Annotated in this window: 17 protein-coding genes and 1 pseudogene; 5 read left to right on the top strand and 13 right to left on the bottom strand. The window is 61.2% G+C overall.

Going from position 1 to position 16611, the window contains the following annotated elements; genetic code table 11:
- Nucleotides 1–36 precede the first annotated feature (36 nt).
- The 4 genes from LJY25_RS19180 to LJY25_RS19165 form a co-directional block, all read right to left on the bottom strand.
- Nucleotides 37–519 (bottom strand): hypothetical protein, encoded by a 483-nt coding sequence (locus tag LJY25_RS19180; RefSeq protein ID WP_227610101.1) that lies wholly within the window; start codon nucleotides 517–519, stop codon nucleotides 37–39.
- A 251-nt stretch (nucleotides 520–770) separates the two neighbouring features.
- Complete coding sequence (locus LJY25_RS19175; protein WP_227610100.1) at nucleotides 771–1520, bottom strand: IS5 family transposase; 750 nt, start codon at nucleotides 1518–1520, stop codon at nucleotides 771–773.
- A gap of 326 nt (nucleotides 1521–1846) precedes the next feature.
- Nucleotides 1847–2446 (bottom strand): TetR/AcrR family transcriptional regulator, encoded by a 600-nt coding sequence (locus LJY25_RS19170; RefSeq protein WP_227610099.1) that lies wholly within the window; start codon nucleotides 2444–2446, stop codon nucleotides 1847–1849.
- Nucleotides 2447–2626: 180 nt separating this feature from the next.
- The gene (locus tag LJY25_RS19165; RefSeq protein WP_227610098.1) at nucleotides 2627–4084 is read right to left on the bottom strand and encodes an MFS transporter; all 1458 of its coding nucleotides are present in this window, start codon (nucleotides 4082–4084) and stop codon (nucleotides 2627–2629) included.
- A gap of 131 nt (nucleotides 4085–4215) precedes the next feature.
- Here LJY25_RS19165 and LJY25_RS19160 point away from each other — a divergent pair, with 131 nt between their 5' ends.
- On the top strand, nucleotides 4216–4653 hold the full coding sequence (locus LJY25_RS19160) for a DUF6640 family protein (RefSeq protein ID WP_227610097.1): 438 nt from the start codon (nucleotides 4216–4218) through the stop codon (nucleotides 4651–4653).
- A gap of 59 nt (nucleotides 4654–4712) precedes the next feature.
- On the opposite strand, the gene LJY25_RS19155 is transcribed toward LJY25_RS19160, so the two are convergent.
- Nucleotides 4713–5066, bottom strand: a complete 354-nt coding sequence (locus LJY25_RS19155; RefSeq protein WP_227610096.1) for a transposase — start codon at nucleotides 5064–5066, stop codon at nucleotides 4713–4715.
- Between the two features lie 104 nt (nucleotides 5067–5170).
- On the opposite strand from LJY25_RS19155, the gene LJY25_RS19150 reads away from it, so the two are divergent.
- Nucleotides 5171–5335: a hypothetical protein gene (locus LJY25_RS19150; RefSeq protein ID WP_227610095.1), complete on the top strand. Its 165-nt coding sequence runs from the start codon at nucleotides 5171–5173 to the stop codon at nucleotides 5333–5335.
- A gap of 33 nt (nucleotides 5336–5368) precedes the next feature.
- Here the strand turns inward: LJY25_RS19150 and LJY25_RS19145 are convergent, their stop codons facing one another.
- From LJY25_RS19145 to LJY25_RS21505, 3 genes and pseudogenes are all read right to left on the bottom strand, one after another.
- The gene (locus tag LJY25_RS19145) at nucleotides 5369–6151 is read right to left on the bottom strand and encodes an SDR family NAD(P)-dependent oxidoreductase (RefSeq protein ID WP_227610094.1); all 783 of its coding nucleotides are present in this window, start codon (nucleotides 6149–6151) and stop codon (nucleotides 5369–5371) included.
- 115 nt (nucleotides 6152–6266) lie between these two features.
- Entirely contained in the window at nucleotides 6267–7082 is an 816-nt protein-coding gene (locus tag LJY25_RS19140; protein ID WP_227610093.1) for a phytanoyl-CoA dioxygenase family protein, read from the bottom strand.
- Nucleotides 7083–7300: 218 nt separating this feature from the next.
- Nucleotides 7301–8085: pseudogene (locus LJY25_RS21505) on the bottom strand (transposase); the annotation flags it as partial.
- 587 nt (nucleotides 8086–8672) lie between these two features.
- On the opposite strand from LJY25_RS21505, the gene LJY25_RS19135 reads away from it, so the two are divergent.
- Nucleotides 8673–9626 (top strand): aldo/keto reductase, encoded by a 954-nt coding sequence (locus LJY25_RS19135; protein WP_227610092.1) that lies wholly within the window; start codon nucleotides 8673–8675, stop codon nucleotides 9624–9626.
- A 235-nt stretch (nucleotides 9627–9861) separates the two neighbouring features.
- On the opposite strand, the gene LJY25_RS19130 is transcribed toward LJY25_RS19135, so the two are convergent.
- Entirely contained in the window at nucleotides 9862–10644 is a 783-nt protein-coding gene (locus LJY25_RS19130) for an MBL fold metallo-hydrolase (protein ID WP_227610091.1), read from the bottom strand.
- A gap of 297 nt (nucleotides 10645–10941) precedes the next feature.
- Between LJY25_RS19130 and LJY25_RS19125 the strand changes: the two genes are divergently transcribed.
- Complete coding sequence (locus LJY25_RS19125; RefSeq protein WP_227610090.1) at nucleotides 10942–11718, top strand: SDR family NAD(P)-dependent oxidoreductase; 777 nt, start codon at nucleotides 10942–10944, stop codon at nucleotides 11716–11718.
- 217 nt (nucleotides 11719–11935) lie between these two features.
- Here the strand turns inward: LJY25_RS19125 and LJY25_RS19120 are convergent, their stop codons facing one another.
- Nucleotides 11936–12436, bottom strand: a complete 501-nt coding sequence (locus tag LJY25_RS19120; RefSeq protein WP_227610089.1) for a hypothetical protein — start codon at nucleotides 12434–12436, stop codon at nucleotides 11936–11938.
- A gap of 748 nt (nucleotides 12437–13184) precedes the next feature.
- Between LJY25_RS19120 and LJY25_RS19115 the strand changes: the two genes are divergently transcribed.
- Nucleotides 13185–14294 carry a hypothetical protein gene (locus LJY25_RS19115; RefSeq protein WP_227610088.1) on the top strand — a complete coding sequence of 370 codons (1110 nt, stop codon included), beginning with the start codon at nucleotides 13185–13187 and terminating at the stop codon, nucleotides 14292–14294.
- 60 nt (nucleotides 14295–14354) lie between these two features.
- Here LJY25_RS19115 and LJY25_RS19110 read toward each other — a convergent pair whose 3' ends face one another.
- From LJY25_RS19110 to LJY25_RS19100, 3 genes are all read right to left on the bottom strand, one after another.
- The gene (locus tag LJY25_RS19110) at nucleotides 14355–14822 is read right to left on the bottom strand and encodes a transposase (protein ID WP_227610087.1); all 468 of its coding nucleotides are present in this window, start codon (nucleotides 14820–14822) and stop codon (nucleotides 14355–14357) included.
- Nucleotides 14823–14840: 18 nt separating this feature from the next.
- Nucleotides 14841–16007 carry a transposase gene (locus LJY25_RS19105; protein ID WP_227610086.1) on the bottom strand — a complete coding sequence of 389 codons (1167 nt, stop codon included), beginning with the start codon at nucleotides 16005–16007 and terminating at the stop codon, nucleotides 14841–14843.
- A gap of 92 nt (nucleotides 16008–16099) precedes the next feature.
- Nucleotides 16100–16600 (bottom strand): hypothetical protein, encoded by a 501-nt coding sequence (locus LJY25_RS19100; RefSeq protein WP_227610085.1) that lies wholly within the window; start codon nucleotides 16598–16600, stop codon nucleotides 16100–16102.
- Between the last annotated feature and the right edge of the window lie 11 nt (nucleotides 16601–16611).

Raw genomic sequence — 16611 nt, 5'->3', positions numbered from 1 at the left:
ATTATAAGGAAGCTTTCTGTGTGGTACACGGCTCCCTTAACAAGAATTATCGGCCGTAACCTGAAACAGGGTGGCGGGGTAGCGGTGACCGGCCACCTCAAAGCCAACGTGCAGCTGGTAGCGAAATGGGGCGGTCCGGTCAAGGCGCTGATACAGGACTGCCGCAATGAGCAAGCCACTGCCCAGCTGCACACTTTCGAGCAGGATGCCGGCTACCTGCCGCAGCACCTCGCCCCGGTAGCGGTGCCCGCCCGATTGGGATGGGCGTACTTTCACCCAGCCCAGGCTGGCTGCCCCGTGCAGCTGCGCTTGCGGAGCCATCCGCTGCAAGCTGGCCCGCAGGAGCTGGTAGGCGGGTAGCGCCTGCTGCTCTCCCAGCCCAGCGGGCCAGGAAAGCAGCAGGCTTTTGGGCAGCTGTTCGATTACAACACCGCCACCTGCCTCAACTGCAGCTCTGCACTCGTGCACGAGCTGGAAAAGCAGCTTTTTGTTTTCCGACAGCGATATGAGCAGAAACACCCGCTGCTCGCGTCTGCTTCTGGTGGCGGCAGCTTCCTTTCGAAACCACAATCGGCCTATGGTGTTGAGCAACCATCCCCCGACACCCGTTCCTTCGGCCGTCGTCGGTGTGGGTTCTGCTCTCCTACTCGTCTCTTTACCACTCATCAGGCTAAAGGAAGCTGCTCATCAGCTTTCGGTATTTAATAAGTTGTTCAACATGCATGACTCCGGTTGAGGTAGGCCGTGACGCTAGAGCGTGAGGACAATCATTACCGCAGCCAATCGAGGGCAGCGGCGATGTGCCAAAAAGCGAGAAAGGAGACAACGGTTTTGTCATAGCGAGTGGCCAGGCGCCGATACTGCTTCATGCGGCCGAAAAAGCGCTCAATCTTGTTGCGGTCGCGGTAGTATTCCTTGTCCAGCGGGACGTGTTCCAGCCGGTTGGGTCGATTGGGAATGACGACGGCAATGTCCTTTTCAGCGCAGTAGGCCCAGTTGGCGTCGCTGTCGTAGCTCGTGTCGGCAATGACCATGCGCGTGTCCAGGCCCGCGAGCAAGTCCAGCGCCTGCGGGCAGTCGCTGGCCTGCCCGGCGGTGGCTATCACGCGCACGGCATTGCCCAGTGCGTCGATGCAGGCGTGGATTTTGGTGCTCATCCCGCCCCGGCTGCGGCCCAGCACTCGGTTTCGGGGGCGCTTTTTTTGGCCGGCCGCGTGCTGGTGGGCCCGCAGCACGGTCGAATCGAGCATCACCCAGTCGAGTTCCGGTGCTTTTAAGGCCTCGAACACCGCTTCCCACACCTTCTTTTGGGCCAGCCGGCGGAAACGGCGGCAGACGGAATTGGGGTTGCCGAAGCGCTCGGGTAGGTCAGCCCATGCCGCGCCCGTGCGCAAGAGCCACACCACAGCGTTGAAAAACAGCCGGTTGTCGTGGGCCGTCACGCCACAGTCCGTGGCTTTGCCCGGAAGTAGCGGCGCGACTAATGCCCATTGGCGGTCTGTAATTTCGTGACGATGCATCTGCCTTATTGATTTACCGAAAGGTAATTGTCCTCACGCTCTAGCCCGTACTGACTGCACCTTGCCGTCGAGCAGGGCTCTGTCGGTGGTTTCGTAGCGCGGCTTTGCTGCCCGTAATACCAGCCCGCGCTGGCAGCTAGCAGCACGAGCAGCGAAAACATAAGAGGCGGTGGGTTTGGCTTTGAGGGTGTCTTGTGGTTGCATGTAGCACCAGTGAAAGAAAGAGTAGAGCTAAAATCCGAACGGTTGGGGTTGGGCATGGCAGGTACCGAACGGTTGGTATGTTTTAAAAAGAGGTGTATTTTCCGAACGCCCGATTCAGCAGGTTAAACTTTTAAAGTTTGATACAAGGCGTCGAATCCGGCCGCTACCTCCAGCAGCATTTCATCCGTCTGGGTGTGGAGCATGAAACTTACCGCGACACCATGCGTGAGGTAGATGAACAATTTCGCTACCTGCACTTCGGGCAGCGCCGCGGTTATCTCGCCCGTCTGCTGGGCCTGCCGCACGATGGCCGACCATCCGGCTAACTCCTGTTCTTGCTGCTGCTGCTTGAGCAGCCGGAAAGATGGCAGCCGCTTGAGGGCGTCAAACACCAGCAGGTAATGGTTGGCCCGGAGGCTGGTATCGCCGCTAACCTGCGTCGGGTGGCGGTTAACCCGCTCCGTGAGGCCGGTTAGGGAGTCGCGGTAGAACGCCGCCAGCGAGTCATGAGAATACCGGCTGAAATCCTCCTGGAACAGACCGCTGTAGAAGTGGTTGATAACCTCCTCGAACAGCTGCTCTTTGCTGTCGAAGTAGTGGTAGAAAGCTCCCTTTGACAAGTCGCTGGCTGCTACCAAATCCTTAATGGTTACCTCCCTAAAGCTGTTGCGTAAGAATAGCTGAAGGGAAGTAGTAAGAATATGTTCGCGAGACTCCTGCATAAACCGACCGGTTGGTATAGTATAAAAGTAATGAGTGTTGTTAAATAAATAGGGGGGGGTAACACCGAGTCCGTGACCGACTCCCCTTTTTTGCTAGTGATAAGGTGCTAGTGGGCCGTAAGAGCCGCGAAAAAACGATAGTCTTATACGCTTCTTAAGACAATCGAAAGAAGCTAGCGGTTAGGAAAAGACCGGCGACGAGCTACGTACGCTGGCGTACACCAACGCCGCAGCGGCCAGGGCCAAGCTGGCAATCAGCCAGAAGGCGCCCTGGGTGCTGCTGACGAGTGCCGGCACCGACGCCTGGCTAACATCCGCAAACCCGGCCTCGCTGAGCAGCCGCGCAAACACCGACCCTACCAGCGCCGCGCCGGTAATCTGGCCCAGGGTGCGCGTCTTCATCAGCAAGCCGCTGACCAGCCCGCGCTCAGCCAGCGGGGCCAGGGTAATGACCTGCGCGTTGTTGGGCGTGCGAAACAGGGTATAGCCCAGGCTGAGCAGTACCAAACGCAGGGCCAGCAGCCGGTCAGATGTCTCCGGTTGCAGGAAGGCCAGACTCAGCCCGGCCAGCACCATGAGCCCGGTGCCGGCGAGCATCACCCGTGCCGCGCCGAAGCGGTCCGATAGGTACCCGGCGACGGGGCTGAGCAGCACCGTGGTGAGCGGCCCCACCGAGAGCAGCAACCCAATGCGGGCCGGCGAATAGTGCGCCGCACCGGTCAGGAAATACGTCAGCACGATGGTCGTGGCAATCATCACCCCCTGCACCAGCAGGCTGGCCAGCAAGCTGGCGCTCAAGGGACCGTGGCGCAGCACCCGGGGGTTCAGAAACGGGTATGCGACGCGCTGCTCGTAGGCGACAAAGCCGGCTGCCCCGATGGCCGCCGCCCCGAGCAGCCCCAGCACCAAAGGATTCCAGAAGCCGGCGCTTTCAATCCAGGTCAGGCCCAGCGTGTAGCACGTCACCCACAGGGCCATCAGGCCCATGCCGGCCCAATCCTGCGTCAGGTCCTGCGGCGCGTCCGGCCCGGGCAGGCTGCGCCGCAGCAGCCCGTAGGCGAGCACGCCCAGCGGAACGTTGACCAGAAACATCCACTGCCAGCCCAGCCAGGTCAGCAGCAGCCCGCCCAGGGTCGGGCCCGCCGTCATGCCCACCGACGCCACCGTGCCCAGCCAGCCGATGGTGCGGCCCATCTGCTCCTTGGGCACCAGCTCTCCGCCCACGGCAAAGCTCAGGGCCAGGCACACGGCCCCGCCCAGCCCTTGCACGGCCCGGGCCGCGACCAGCGCGCCCAGGGAGGGGCTGAGGCCGCACAGCAGCGAACCGAAGGTAAACACGAGGGTTCCGGCCAGGTACACCCGTTTTTTGCCCAGCTGGTCGCCCAGTCGGCCGACGGCGGCCGCGATGGCCGTGGTGACAAGCAGGTAGCTGAGCACCACCCACTGCACCGCCGCAAAGGGCTGGTGCAACTCCCGCGCCAGCGCGGGCAGGGCCACGTTCACGATGTTGGAATCAAGGCCCGCCATGAACATCACCAGCGAAACGCCCAGCAACCCCCAGCGGTTGGGGGCCATCGGCGGGCTCGTGGGAGCGTGGGCAGGTATCGTCGCGGGGGTAGCAGAGCGGGCAGCAGGCATGGCCGGGAAAACCACGCCACGCGGGAAAGGTTGCGCAGTGGCTAGCCGTTGCAACAGCCCGTGCGGGGGTAAGCCGCCTGAACAAGCCCCGGAAGCATGCGTACAAAAGACAGTTTAACATGATGGGAGCCATGAAAAGAAACCGAACGGGAAAAACAATCCTTTTATCAGTTGCCGGCCTGACTGCGGCAGGAGGCTTTCTGGCTGATTGGAATAAGACCCACATTTTTAACCCGAAGTGGACGCCGCACGCCAAATTTCACGATGCGATGACCATTATGCTGGGAACGATGCTGGGCGCAAGCGGGCTGTACCTGCTTCAGAAAAAAACAGGAGACCGGCCAGGGCAGCTCAGGTGGGGCACAATGCTTCCGGCTTTTTTCTGGGTGGCGCAGGGCAGCAGCTTCGTCTTTCCGGGAGCAAAAGGCCTGGAGGCAGAGTTTCCGGAGCGGGTGCCAAAACTAGGGGGAGTTTGGCTAAACGAAGCGCCTTTCAGTGCCCTGATGCTGGCAGTACTGAGCGTGGGCTACGTGCTGGAGAAGAAAACCATGCAGCAGGAGAGCCAATAACCAGGGCTAGGTGCCTGCTGCACTTCACGCAAAACCCGCCTCCCCTTCCAGCTTGGTTACTACGTGTAAATCAATGGCGTGCACTTCTGCTGCGTATTCAATTTCTTCCCCGCGTAGCCCTGGTCCCCGAAGCCGACTTCGACGGTTTGGCCCGTGATTTCCTGCTCCTGCCGGCAAAGTTCGCCCACCTGTGCCCGCTCCGGCTCTTTGGCCGGCGTGATGACCACGCTCAGCAAGTGGCCGGGCGTATCGACGGCGATGTGCGCCTCGCTGCCGTTGCAGCGTTTGGCCCCGTCGTAGCCGGCCCGGTCCGGTCCCCGCTCTCGGATGTGATTAGCAGGGTGCGCCCGGCAAAAATAATGGCCGTATGCGTGGCCGCCCGGTCGAGCAATACGCCCTAGCGACTCGCACAAATCGTGTACGATGTCCTCGAATACGCGGGCATCGCGCTAGCGCGTCCACTGCTGGTAGACGGCCGACCAGGGGTGCAGGTAGCGCCACAGCCACAGCCACGCTGATGGCCCTGGCCGTGCGCAGCCAGTGGCGCTGCCAGGTGCTGGGTGCCGTCACGGTGACTATTGGCCTGCTGGTGTTGGTGCAGCCCGCCCATTACTGCTACGAAGTACTTGCTGCGCCATTCTATGCCTGGGCCGGCTACTGGCTGGGCAGGTTGCTACGCTGAAGGCAAAGTAATGAAGTGTCATGAAGCGCAGCGCTACAGATACTTCTCATAAATGCCGGCCGCAATTTTCTCCACCAGGCTTTTCGGCACCATGCTGGTCAGCCCCGCCGACACCTTGTTGAGCACGCCGGGAATGATTTCGGCTTCCCCAGCCAGCAGGCCGGCCACAGCGGCTTCGGCCACGGCTTCGGGCGTCATCGATACTTTATTGGCGGTGGCTTGCAACTCGACGCCCATGCCGGCACGGTCGGCAAAGTTGGTGGTGGTGGCCCCAGGGCTCAAACAGGTGACTGAGATATTGCTTTGCTTCAGCTCGTAGCGCAGGCCGCGGCTGAAGCTCAGCAAAAAGGCTTTGCTGGCGGCGTAAAGGGCCAATGATGGCACGGCCTGGTAGGCGGCAGTGCTGGCCACGTTCAGGATGTAAGCCTTCGGAGCCTTGTGCAGGGCGGGCAGCAACGCGTGGGTCAGGGCCACGGGCAGGCTCATGTTCAGTTGCAGCATGTTTTGCTGCTCGGCCAGACTCAGCTGCTCGAAGCGGCCCCACATGCCATAGCCCGCATTATTCACCAACACAGCCAGCTGGGTGCTTTGCCCGGTGGCCCAGGCGGCCACGGTTTCGGCTGCACCGGCTGCGGCCAGGTCGATGGCCAGCACGCGGGCCTGCCGCTGGTGCTTTCGGCCAATTTCTTCGGCGAGGGCCGTGAGTTGGTCTTCCGAGCGGGCCACCAGCAGCAAGTCGTAGCCGCGCTGGGCCAATAGCAGCGAAATGGCGCGGCCAATGCCACGCGAAGCGCCGGTAACAAGAGCGTAACTCATTTAACAATCATCTTTTACCATTTAACAACTACCAATCATCACTATCACAGCCCTTCGCTCGATGCGAGACGCGCGCACCTAATGCTAGACGGTGAATGATAATTGTTAAAGGAGTTTACTTAACAAGGTGCAGGAAGCGTAGGTAGAAGGGCGTGGGGCTGGCCTCGCTCTTGGGCTGGTACTTGCCGGCGAGGATGGGAACGTACATCACGCGGCGGCGGCTGGCCTCGCCTACCAGCGGCGACTGCGCCACGCGGTGCCACATACGGCCGTCGTGCACGGTCAGGTCGCCAGCTTCCGTTTCCACGGCCAGCTCATTAGGGTCGTAGTCTACATCTTTGAAATACTTTTTGCGAAACAGCATCTTATGCAGGCCCTGGATGTGTGTGCCGGGGATGATGCGCAAACCACCGTTGGTGGCCTTGGTACCGTCAAGGTGCAGGCCCACATTGAGCATGGGGCCGATGCGTTTGCCATAAAACACGTCGCGCAAGGCATCAGTGTGCCAACCCATCTGGCTAAATTCCGAGCCTTCCACGTTCACGTAGTGGTTCACCACCAGGCCATCTTTTTCGTTTTCGCCCACCCGGCCACCCTCCGCTTCCAGCAGCGGAAACAGGGCTGCAAAGCGGGGGTCCTGCAGCAGCTCGTGCAGCACCGGGTGGTGCAGCGAGGCGAAGGCAAAGCGCTGCACAATGCGCGCGCCGTCGGCATCGTGTCCGTATTTGATGGGCACCCCGTTCACCTTTTCCACGCCAGCCGCCAGCCATTTGGCCTGCACTTCCTGGGTGGCTTCGATGAGCTGCTGAACGTATTCGGGCGAAGCAAAAGGACGAAAGTGGAGGAAGCCGTATCTGGAAAAGAAGGCGCGCTGCTCGGCGGTGAGGGTGCTGCCAAGCGTAAAGCGGGGATAATCAGAAGGTAGGGACATGGCAGAAGGCGGCGCCACCTGGGTGAGCCCGGCGCCAGGCGAAATTAACAGGTAGGCCTCAGGCGAAGGCCCACAAAATGGCCATTCTAAGCTGTAGGAACTATAACAGCACCGAATTACAAGGGTTTATAATTTATCAAATCTGCCCGCCGCAGATGGACACACGGTGAACAAGGTGCTGCCTCATGACAACGGCTCAACATTGGAAATACTTTAAAATGCAAAAGATAAATAGGGCCGGCCAAATAGGTTCGGATAGCATCGTGCAGGAGTTGCTTTTTGGCTTCATACCAGCTGCGGCCGGTTTGCAGGCGCTGGGGCTCGAGGCGCAAAAAGGCGTGCAGAGCACAGCCATTGTGGTGGCGCTGGGCGCTGGCGGCCCGGACCTTCCACGCCGCAGCACTGCTTCAGCTCCCGGTGGTACTGCTCAATGCCCCAGGCCAGGGCGGCCAGCGGGGCCCGTTGGGCCTCGCGCAGCGCCGGGTTGCTGCTGGCCCAGTACTCGGCCCCTTCCGTGCCGCCGTCTGGGACAGCGAACCGGAAGTCGCGCACGAAGGCGTAGCCCTGACGCCACACCCGTTGCCCGCCTTCGGCCAGGCCGCAATCCTGGAGTGGGCGCAGGTCCTGCCCGTCGAGGTTGACGCGTCGGTTGCGTTACAGGCGCGTGAGCCAGGGCCAGCCGCAGGCGCGCCCCTGCTTGAGGTTGGGCAGGCTCGCGTACCAGCTGTCGAAGAGCACGGCAGCGCGGGGCGAAGCCCCGCTGCTGGGCGGTGCGCAAGAGGGCATGGAAGTGGTCGTTTTTGCTCCGCCCGTCGGTGGCTTTGTCGTAGAGGCGTTGATCTACGGGCACTAGCGCCCGCCCGTCACTCCACAACGTCGCGGCATCCGGTTTGAGCCGGTGCAGCAGGCGCGTGTAGGCATCGTGGGCCACCAGCGGCCCGGCGTGGACGCGGGCGGCTTCCGTGCCGCTCACCGCCACCGGGTTGGCAACCAAAACCTGGATGTATTCCTAAGCGGCAACCTTCGGCTTATTCATCCCCAAGTTAATTTGACTCACCAACTGCGTTCCTGGTATTCAATGACGCCCGCGGCGCCCACGACTTTGGCAAGTGGTGGAAGACAACATTGACCTGATGCGCCCCCAGGCCGAAGGCACCTCCAGCGTGGCCAAGCTGCAATACATCGACACTTATCTGAGCAACAAATCGCCTACCTGCGCTTCAATTTCAGCACCGGCGACGCCAGCCAGAACATGGTCTAGAGCCATCAGGCCTGTCACATTAATAGCATCCAGATAAGAGATGGCTGGTTTTGCCAAAGCACACACCCCGTTAAACAATTTTCCCCCATGATGCCCTGGCCTTAACAAGCACTCCAACAGCTATTGGGAAGTTTCGAACAGGAAGTTCTTCAGGCCCGTAAAGGGCATCAGGCCCATGAAGTTTATCCGCACCTGAACAGCTTTTACGGGTGGCCCATAGCCGCGTAATGGCCAGCCTGACCGAGGACGCGCGCTATGAAAGAAGCAAAGGTGAATAAAAACAGAGATGCTTAACAGCGGAAATACACCCCACAAAAACACCCGACACGATGAAGAAGAGAACACTAGGTAAAAATGGGCCCGAAGTATCCGCGATAGGGTTGGGCTGCATGGGCATGAGCGCCTTTTATGGCGACCGAAATGACAACGAATCCGTGGCCACCATCCACCGGGCGTTGGAAATGGGCATAAATTTCCTCGACACCGCCGAATTGTACGGTCCGCACACCAATGAGATATTGGTGGGCGGCGCCATCAAAGGAAAACGAGACCAGGCGTTTATTGCGACGAAATTCGGCGTGGCCTTTGATGAAAACGGGATGCGCATCGACGGCCGACCCGAGACCGTGCGCAAGTCGGCCGAGGGAAGTTTGAAAAACCTGGGCGTCGACACCATTGACCTGTATTACCAGCACCGCATGGACCCCAACGTTCCGATTGAAGACACCATCGGGGCCATGGCGGAACTGGTCAAAGAAGGCAAGGTGCGCTACCTGGGCATTTCGGAAGCGGAACCGGAGCTGATTGAAAGAGCGCATAAAACCCACCCGATAACGGCGGTGCAAACGGAGTTCTCTCTGTGGACCCGGGACGTGGAAAGCAACGGGGTGCTGGACACGGTGCGCCGGCTGGGGATAGGGTTTGTTCCCTACAGCCCGCTGGGCCGGGGGTTTTTAACCGGGGCCATCAAAAGCCCGGATGATTTTGAAGACGACGACTTCCGAAAGCACAGCCCGCGCTTTATGGGCGAAAACTTCCAAAAGAACCTGGACATCGTTGACAAGCTCAATAAGCTGGCCGCTGATAAAGGGGTGGGTGCGGCACAGCTGGCTCTGGCCTGGGTGTTGGCCAAAGGAGAAGACCTGGTGCCCATTCCCGGCACCAAGCGCAGAAAATACCTGGAGGAAAATGCCAAAGCGGTTGAGCTGCAATTGAGCCCCGACGAGGTCAACGCAATTGACAGCATCTTTCCGCCGGACAGCACCGCCGGAACCCGCTATTAATTGGCCGACACCCCGCCCCGCGGGTGCAGATGCCTTTTAGGCGCTGAAAATGCCTGCGTAGGGGAGGAAAACGTTCAAAAGAGAAAGGAGTGCCTCGTCTAAGGCCAAAACGGTTCCAGCTCCGGGCGGCATATAGTGCGGCGTCGCCAACCCCATTCATTGGCTGGGCTCTAAAACACAAGAACGTCCGGCTGAGCAAGAGGCTCGGCCGGACGTTCTTCGTGGTTGCGTTACCCTACTGGGCGGCCGGGTACCAGTTGCGCAGCCGCACGTCAATTTTCTTGTTGGCCGTGTTCACGGTTTTCTTAAAGCCCTCCACGTCGCTCAAGCCGTTCTGGCCCCGGTAGTGGTACGGGTACACGATGCCCGGCTTGAAGGCCAATACTCCCTGTGCGGCCTGGGGCGCGTCCATGGTGTAGGGCAGGTTCATGCAAACAAACGCCACGTCGATGCCCTTGAGGGCGCGCATTTCCGGGATGTCTTCGGTGTCGCCGGACAGGTAGACCTTTTTGCCGCCCAGGGTCAGCACGTAGCCATTGCCCCGGCCTTTGGTATGCGGCGCGTCGGCCGCCTCGGGCAGGTTGTACATCGGGAGGGCCGCCACCGTCAGGCCCAGCGCTTCGAGCCGCTCCCCGTTGCGCAGGATGCGGGTCTGGGCTTTGTACTCGGCTGGCAGCTGGGCCGCCACGGCCGGGGGCACCACCAGCAGGGCCTTGCCCACGGGCAAACTGGCCAGCGTCTTCGGGTCCAGGTGGTCGCCGTGAATGTCGGTAATCAGAATGACATCGGGCGCGGCCAGCCCGGCGTAGGCCGCAGCCCCGCCGGTGGGGTCCACGTAAACGGTCTTGCCGCCCCACGTCAACACCACGCTGCCGTGTGCGATGGGCTGCACCGTCAGGGGGCCTTTCTTGGTGGCAATCTGGTCGGCGGCCGCGCGCGCGGCGGCGGGGGCGGTTTGGGCCTTTGCCTGAACTACACAAGCAGCCAGTATGGCCGCGAAGAGGAAGGTGGATTTCATCAGTGTTCTGAATGTTGAGTAAGCGGTCTGCCGGATGGTTCCCGTAGCCTGGTCCCGTCGGAGGAGTCGCCACCGAAAACCGTGACCACAACCGGCCCTCCCCGCAAAAGTTCAGGATAGCAAGCAGCCAGGCCCATGGCGGCACCAGGGCGGCCCGTGCTGCCTATTTGTATCCTTTCCAGGCACCCCTTTTCATCGCAGGTTCCACAGTATCTTGGGAACCAAAATTTTAACCGAGCCCAACCGTATAGCCTGGCGCAAGGGTCCCTGCCCCCGCCTTTTACTCCGTATCCTTTTATGAACCCAACCGCGACCCTGACCGGTAAAACTGCCCTTGTCACGGGTGCCTCCAGTGGCCTGGGCCTGGCAATGGCAACGGCCCTGGCCGAAGCGGGCGCGTCCGTGGTGCTTGCGGCCCGCGACGCGGCAAAGCTGGCCCAGGCGCTGGCCCGGCTGCAAGCGCGCCAGCTCGACGTGCACGGCCTTGCCCTGGATGTGCGCGACGAAGCCTCCATTGCCGGGGCCGTGGCTTGGCTGGGCGCCACCTGGGGTGGGAAGCTTAATGTGCTCGTGAACAACGCTGGCATCGGCATGCGCACCGTCAACCCCGAGTTCCTGACCCGGCCGCAGCCGTTTTACGAGGTGAGCGCGGAGGGTTTTCGCGACGTGATTGACACCAACCTGACCGGCTATTTTCTGGTGGCCAAGGCCTTCGTGCCGCTGTTTTTAGCCCAGGGCCGGGGCAAAATCGTGAACATCTCGATGAACCACGAAACCATGCGCCGCCCGGGCTTTATCCCCTACGGGCCGTCGCGGGCGGGCGCGGAGTCGCTGTCGCTCATCATGGCCGAGGACTTGCGCGCCCAGCACATCGACGTGAATATGCTGCTGCCCGGCGGCGCCACCGACACGGGCATGATTCCGGAGGCGGCCAGGGCGGCCATCGCCGGCAAGTTCCAGCTGCTCAGCCCCGGGGTGATGGCCGAGCCCATCGTGTTTCTGGCTTCGGAGGCAAGCAATGGCCTCACCGGCCAGCGCCTGGTCGCCACCGAGTTTGCCGCCTGGAAGGCCTAGGCCCAGGCTCTACCCCCCTCTTTTTGACTATCGGCCCTGTTTAATTGTTTGGTTTAACAATTAAACAGACAAGGCCGCGGTTGGCTCCCTATTACAGGCGAAAAGGGCGCAAGGGGATGCGTTTTCAAAAGGGGCGGATTTACACGCTAGGGAATGGACACGTGTGACGTAGACCTCACCTTCCATAATGGCCTGGTCTGCCGGGTGCGAAGCGCCTCTAATCTTTGGCAGGGAAGCGGTAAGCAAAAATCAGGTTAAGGGATGGCAGGTAGCCATAATCCCGGTAGTACTGCCTGAGCTCGTTGTCGGCATACTGGCTTAGCACCGGCACTTCCTGCCCATTGGGGCGCCTCAGGTAGGTTTGTGAGCCAAAGGTCCGGGCAAAGGAGGCTTCCGTTTTCAGACTCAGCGCCGGGTTTTTCAACGGGAAAACGCGGCCCACTACCAGCCCGGCATTGTGCAGGTTCGAGTCCACCGTGGACCTGCCCAGGCTGGCCCGGAGCGTGAAGGGGATTGAATAGCCGGCAAATAAGGCCAGGGCCTGCGCCGCCTCCACCTCCCCGCTCACTTTCAGGTGCGAGTAGAAGATGCCCGCGTAGTTTCGCTTGACATGGTACTGAAGGGTGGGCTGCAAATTCCAGCCCACCCGGTACGATTCATCCACAAACCGAAGAACTGCCTCGTCAGCCCCTTGGGATTTGGCAAAGGCAATGAGCATATCATTAAACGGACTCGTCAGTAACCCTCCCTGGCCATTTAAAGAAACTTTGTCAGTAAAGTAATATTCCAGACCTGCCGCGTAGTACAGGGGAACGTGGGCCCCTCCCGAAACCTCCACGTGTTGTGCCGAGGCGGCTTGACAGAAAAATAACAGGGCAATCAGGGCACTGAATCTCCCTTCCCTGTTTAAAAATCTGATGGGTATAGGGGTCATGGGGTGGTTTTTCTGTAGGAACATCTCCTGCTCCTGTTCGTGCCTTCGAATATAGAGGGCGGAGTTAAACATTCAGGGAAATCCCTCTGACCCGGCCCTGTGCGGGTTTGCTCGGCGGCCCCGCCGCAATCAGGTCCCTGCCAAGGGGCTTCGGCTGGCCGGGGCAAAAAATCGTATTCGCCCCGAGTACAGCAACACTCCTGGGGGTGAGCGCGGCACCAGAGCAACGCGCAGAAGCGCGCACGCAGCCGGAAGGCGCAGCAGCACAGCATGTGCCGGGTGGGAGGCCTATCGGAGACAAGGGCCCTTTAGGCAGCGAGGGGGGGCTGGCCACTCTCCTGCAAATTGGAGCGGCCACCGCCGGCAGGCTGGTAGTGCCGGCCCCAAAATAGCCCCGCGGGCGTCTTGGGACACTTTCTAAAAAAAATTATACTTACGCAACTTTTTCGAAAGGCGTTTGGTATTATCTTCGTGGTGCGCTGAGTGCCTGCCGTTCAGGAAAATACAATTCACCTACTTTCAACCCCTCTTTATGCGGTTACCTTTTTACTCTTTCCTGCTGGGTGCAATTTCGCTCGGCCTGGGCGCCCATGCCCAAACCCCCATTACCATTGTGTCGGCCGATTTACCGGCCGCGGGCGACACCCTGCGCCTGAGCAATGCCGCCCCGACGCTGCCCATGGGCGCGCCGCCGCTGAGCCGCAACGGCGCGAACCAGACCTGGAACTACAGCACCCTGCAGCACACCGGCCAGACCGTGGACCGCTATGTTACCGTGCCCGCCTTGTTTCAGCTCGCGTTCGGCCTGCTGGGTGGCGTCAACCGGGCCAGCCAGGCGTCGCCGGAGCCGCTGCCGATACCCGGCCTTCCCGTCACGGAAACCTACAACTTCTACAACAAGTCCACCGCCGACTACCGCTCGGTCGGCTTCGGGGCCGTGGTCAGTGGCCTGCCCGTCACGGCGACCTACCAGAGCCAGGCCCTGCAGGACGTAGTGTACCGCCTGCCCATCACCTACGGGCGGCGCGACTCGAGCAATTCGGTGCTCGTTGCCGAGATGCAGGGCATCCTGTACTTTGAGCGCACGCAGAAGCGCGTGAACCGCGCCGACGGCTGGGGTACCCTGACCACCCCCTTCGGCACCTTTGCCGTGCTGCGCGTGGTGAGCACCATGACCGGTTCCGACAGCATTGCCTTGGCTGGGGCCCCGGGTGTGCCCGTGCCGCGCCACGAGCGCCAGTACAAGTGGCTGGCCAGAAGCCAGCGCGTGCCGCTGCTCACCATCATCACCACGGTGACGGGCACCGCCGAAACCATCACGGCCGTGCAGTACCGCGACACCTACCGCCGGCCGCGCACCATCAGCAGCACCCGCGACGCAGCCACCGACGCGGCCCTCTCGGCCTACCCGAACCCCTCGGCCGTGGGCAGCCCCCTCACCCTGACGGTGCCCCAAGGCAGCGGCCAGTTCACCGTCTTGGCCACGGATCTGGCCGGGCGCCAGCTGTTCAGCCGGCGGCTTAACGGCAGCTCCGGCACGCTGCACCTGGATGGAGCTGACTTTGGCCCGTTCCGCGGCGTGGCCCTGCTCACCGTGACCACCGCCCAGGGCACGGCCACGCGCCGGGTCGCCCGGTTCTAAGCGGCGCCTGACTGCTTACGGGGTTCTCGTTGCAACGGGATACTGTTGGCGAATTCGCCTTCAAGCCATTGCCCGAGGTATTAACCGCTCGAAAGCGGCCCGCCGCGTCTGGGCTAACGGCACTTCGTTTAACCAGTTAACGATACGGGACAGGTTCATCGCCGTCGCGATAAAGACGTGCTGCAAATGGGTTTTGGCCAGGCCCATGTAGCGCGAACGGCGCATGCCAAAGCCCCGGCCCCCTTGCGAAAGCGTGCCTTCAATGCCCGCTCGCTGGTTATAGAGCAAGGGCCAGTCCGCCTGACTGTTCCGCACGCGGGACGCTTGCAAGGCTTGGCAATGCGCGTCGGCTCGCAACTTAATGGCCCGTCGTTTCATCCGCGTACACTGCGCCCGAACGGGGCAGGGCCCGCACTGCTTCCGGGAAAACTTGATAAACACGCGGGGCTGGCCCTTTTCCATCGTATAGAACCAGGAGCGAGTCGTATGCCCTTGGGGACAAGTAGCTTGCTGTGCGTCCCAGTCCACGTGGAGTTCCGCCGCCGCCTACCCTTGCCCCGCCAGCGCTTGCCACTTCTGGTCTTTGCGAGCGGGCCCCACTAACTCCACCTGATGAAGTTGCTGACTCTGCACGAGCAACTCGGCGCTTACATACGCGGTGTCGACCAACTGCTGAGACGGGAGCAACGACTGGTCCGCCAATCCCTGCTGAATGTGCGGCAAGGTCGTCGAATCCGCCTCGGTGCTGACGGTCGTGGCGACCTGCGTAATCAGATGCGGGTGGTCGGCTTCGCAGGTTTCGCTTAAATGGACTTTATAGCCGACCCACGTCGTGGTGCGTTTCCGGCTAAAACGCGCTTCTATATCGTTGGGAGAGCTGATGAGCTGCGCGGAAGGCGGCAACTCGTCCTGATTCTCCACGCGCCAGATGAGCTGACCGTCCACCAGGCGAAACTGTTGGAGCCAAACCCGGCGCAGGATGTCAACGGCTGGCAGTTGCCACAGCACGGTGGCTTGGTCATCCCGCGCTACTTGCTCCAGGAGCCCCCAGCCGTCCCGACCCACTTGCTGCGCGTAAGCTTTCCGCTGGGGTTTGGTGTGCGGCAGGCGGTACTCCTCGGCTCGGGGACCATACCGGGCCGCCCACTCTGGTTGCAGATGAGTGGCCAACCAGTCGGGCACGAGCGTCGGCAAGCGGTTGAGGGTAAAGCGCAGGGTCTCCCCCACGCACTCCAGGCGGTTCATGTCCCGGACACGCGCCAGCACATGGGTCGAGTCCGTTCGCTGTTTGCCCCCGGCTTTGAGCCACTGCTGGTCCTGGCAACACGTCAGCAGGTGCGTGAGCAGGCGCTCCTCGGCCTTGGCGGCCACTAACCGCTGGCGAAATTCGGACAGAATGCTGAAGTCAAACCCGGGGTCGGTCAACTCCAAGCCCAGCAAATACTTCCAGTCAATGCGACTGCGCACGGCATCGGCCGCTTGGCGGTCGGAGAGATTCTCGGCAAATTGCAGCAACGTCACCAGCGCCAGCTGCCAGGGCGCCTGGGCCGCTTGCCCCCGCGCTGGAAACAGGTCGGCAAAGAGGGCGTCGTCATAGAGGGTACCCAAGGTATCGCGCAACTGCAGGTAGCGATTGCCGCGTGGGAATGCCGCCTGCGCTACTTGGCGCGTCTGGGGCGGAACAGGCATACTGGGTTGGGGGTGCAGGCTCATGAGCAGAAGCGGTTAGGACACCTCCGAAAATAGCCCTTTTACCCCAAACCCAATTCGCCAACAGTATCTAGGTAGATGAAGAAGCTATTTGGCTACTCATGGCCTTCGGGCCGTCGTCCCTGCTGAATACGCTGCCGGCGCTGTTGCTCTTGCTCCCGTGCCTGGGCCGGCCGGGGTGGGGCCGGGGCAGCGCCAGCAAAAAGCAACTCTAAGGCCTCCTGTAGGGCTTGCTTCTGGGAATAGGTATACTCTCCTTGGGCCCGGCGGGCATGGACGTAATCGCGCAACTGCTCCAAGTGGCCCCGGCTCAGTACAAAGGTTTGACGCACCCCATCCGGTGCAGCCTTAGCGGCGTGCGTGGGGGAAACGGCACCGGTTACCTCACCAGTATTACTGGTATTACTGGTATTACTGATATTACCAGTGTTACCAGTGTTACCAGTGTTACCAGTGTTACGTGGTGATTTTAACTGCTCAGCGGGCTTTTTCGCGGGTGCTGGCTCGTCGCTGAGGTCAAAAAAGTCGCGTTCGGACGTGGGCTTGGGCGCGGTCAGCTCACCGGGGCGGGGCAGGTTTTTGAAGGTCTTGGCCATGGGAAGCAGGC

Source organism: Hymenobacter translucens (assembly GCF_020685205.1).
Classification (GTDB): Bacteria; Bacteroidota; Bacteroidia; order Cytophagales; family Hymenobacteraceae; genus Hymenobacter; species Hymenobacter translucens.
The sequence above is the reverse complement of the archived record's forward strand: the minus strand, read 5'-3'. Positions and strand labels throughout refer to the sequence as shown.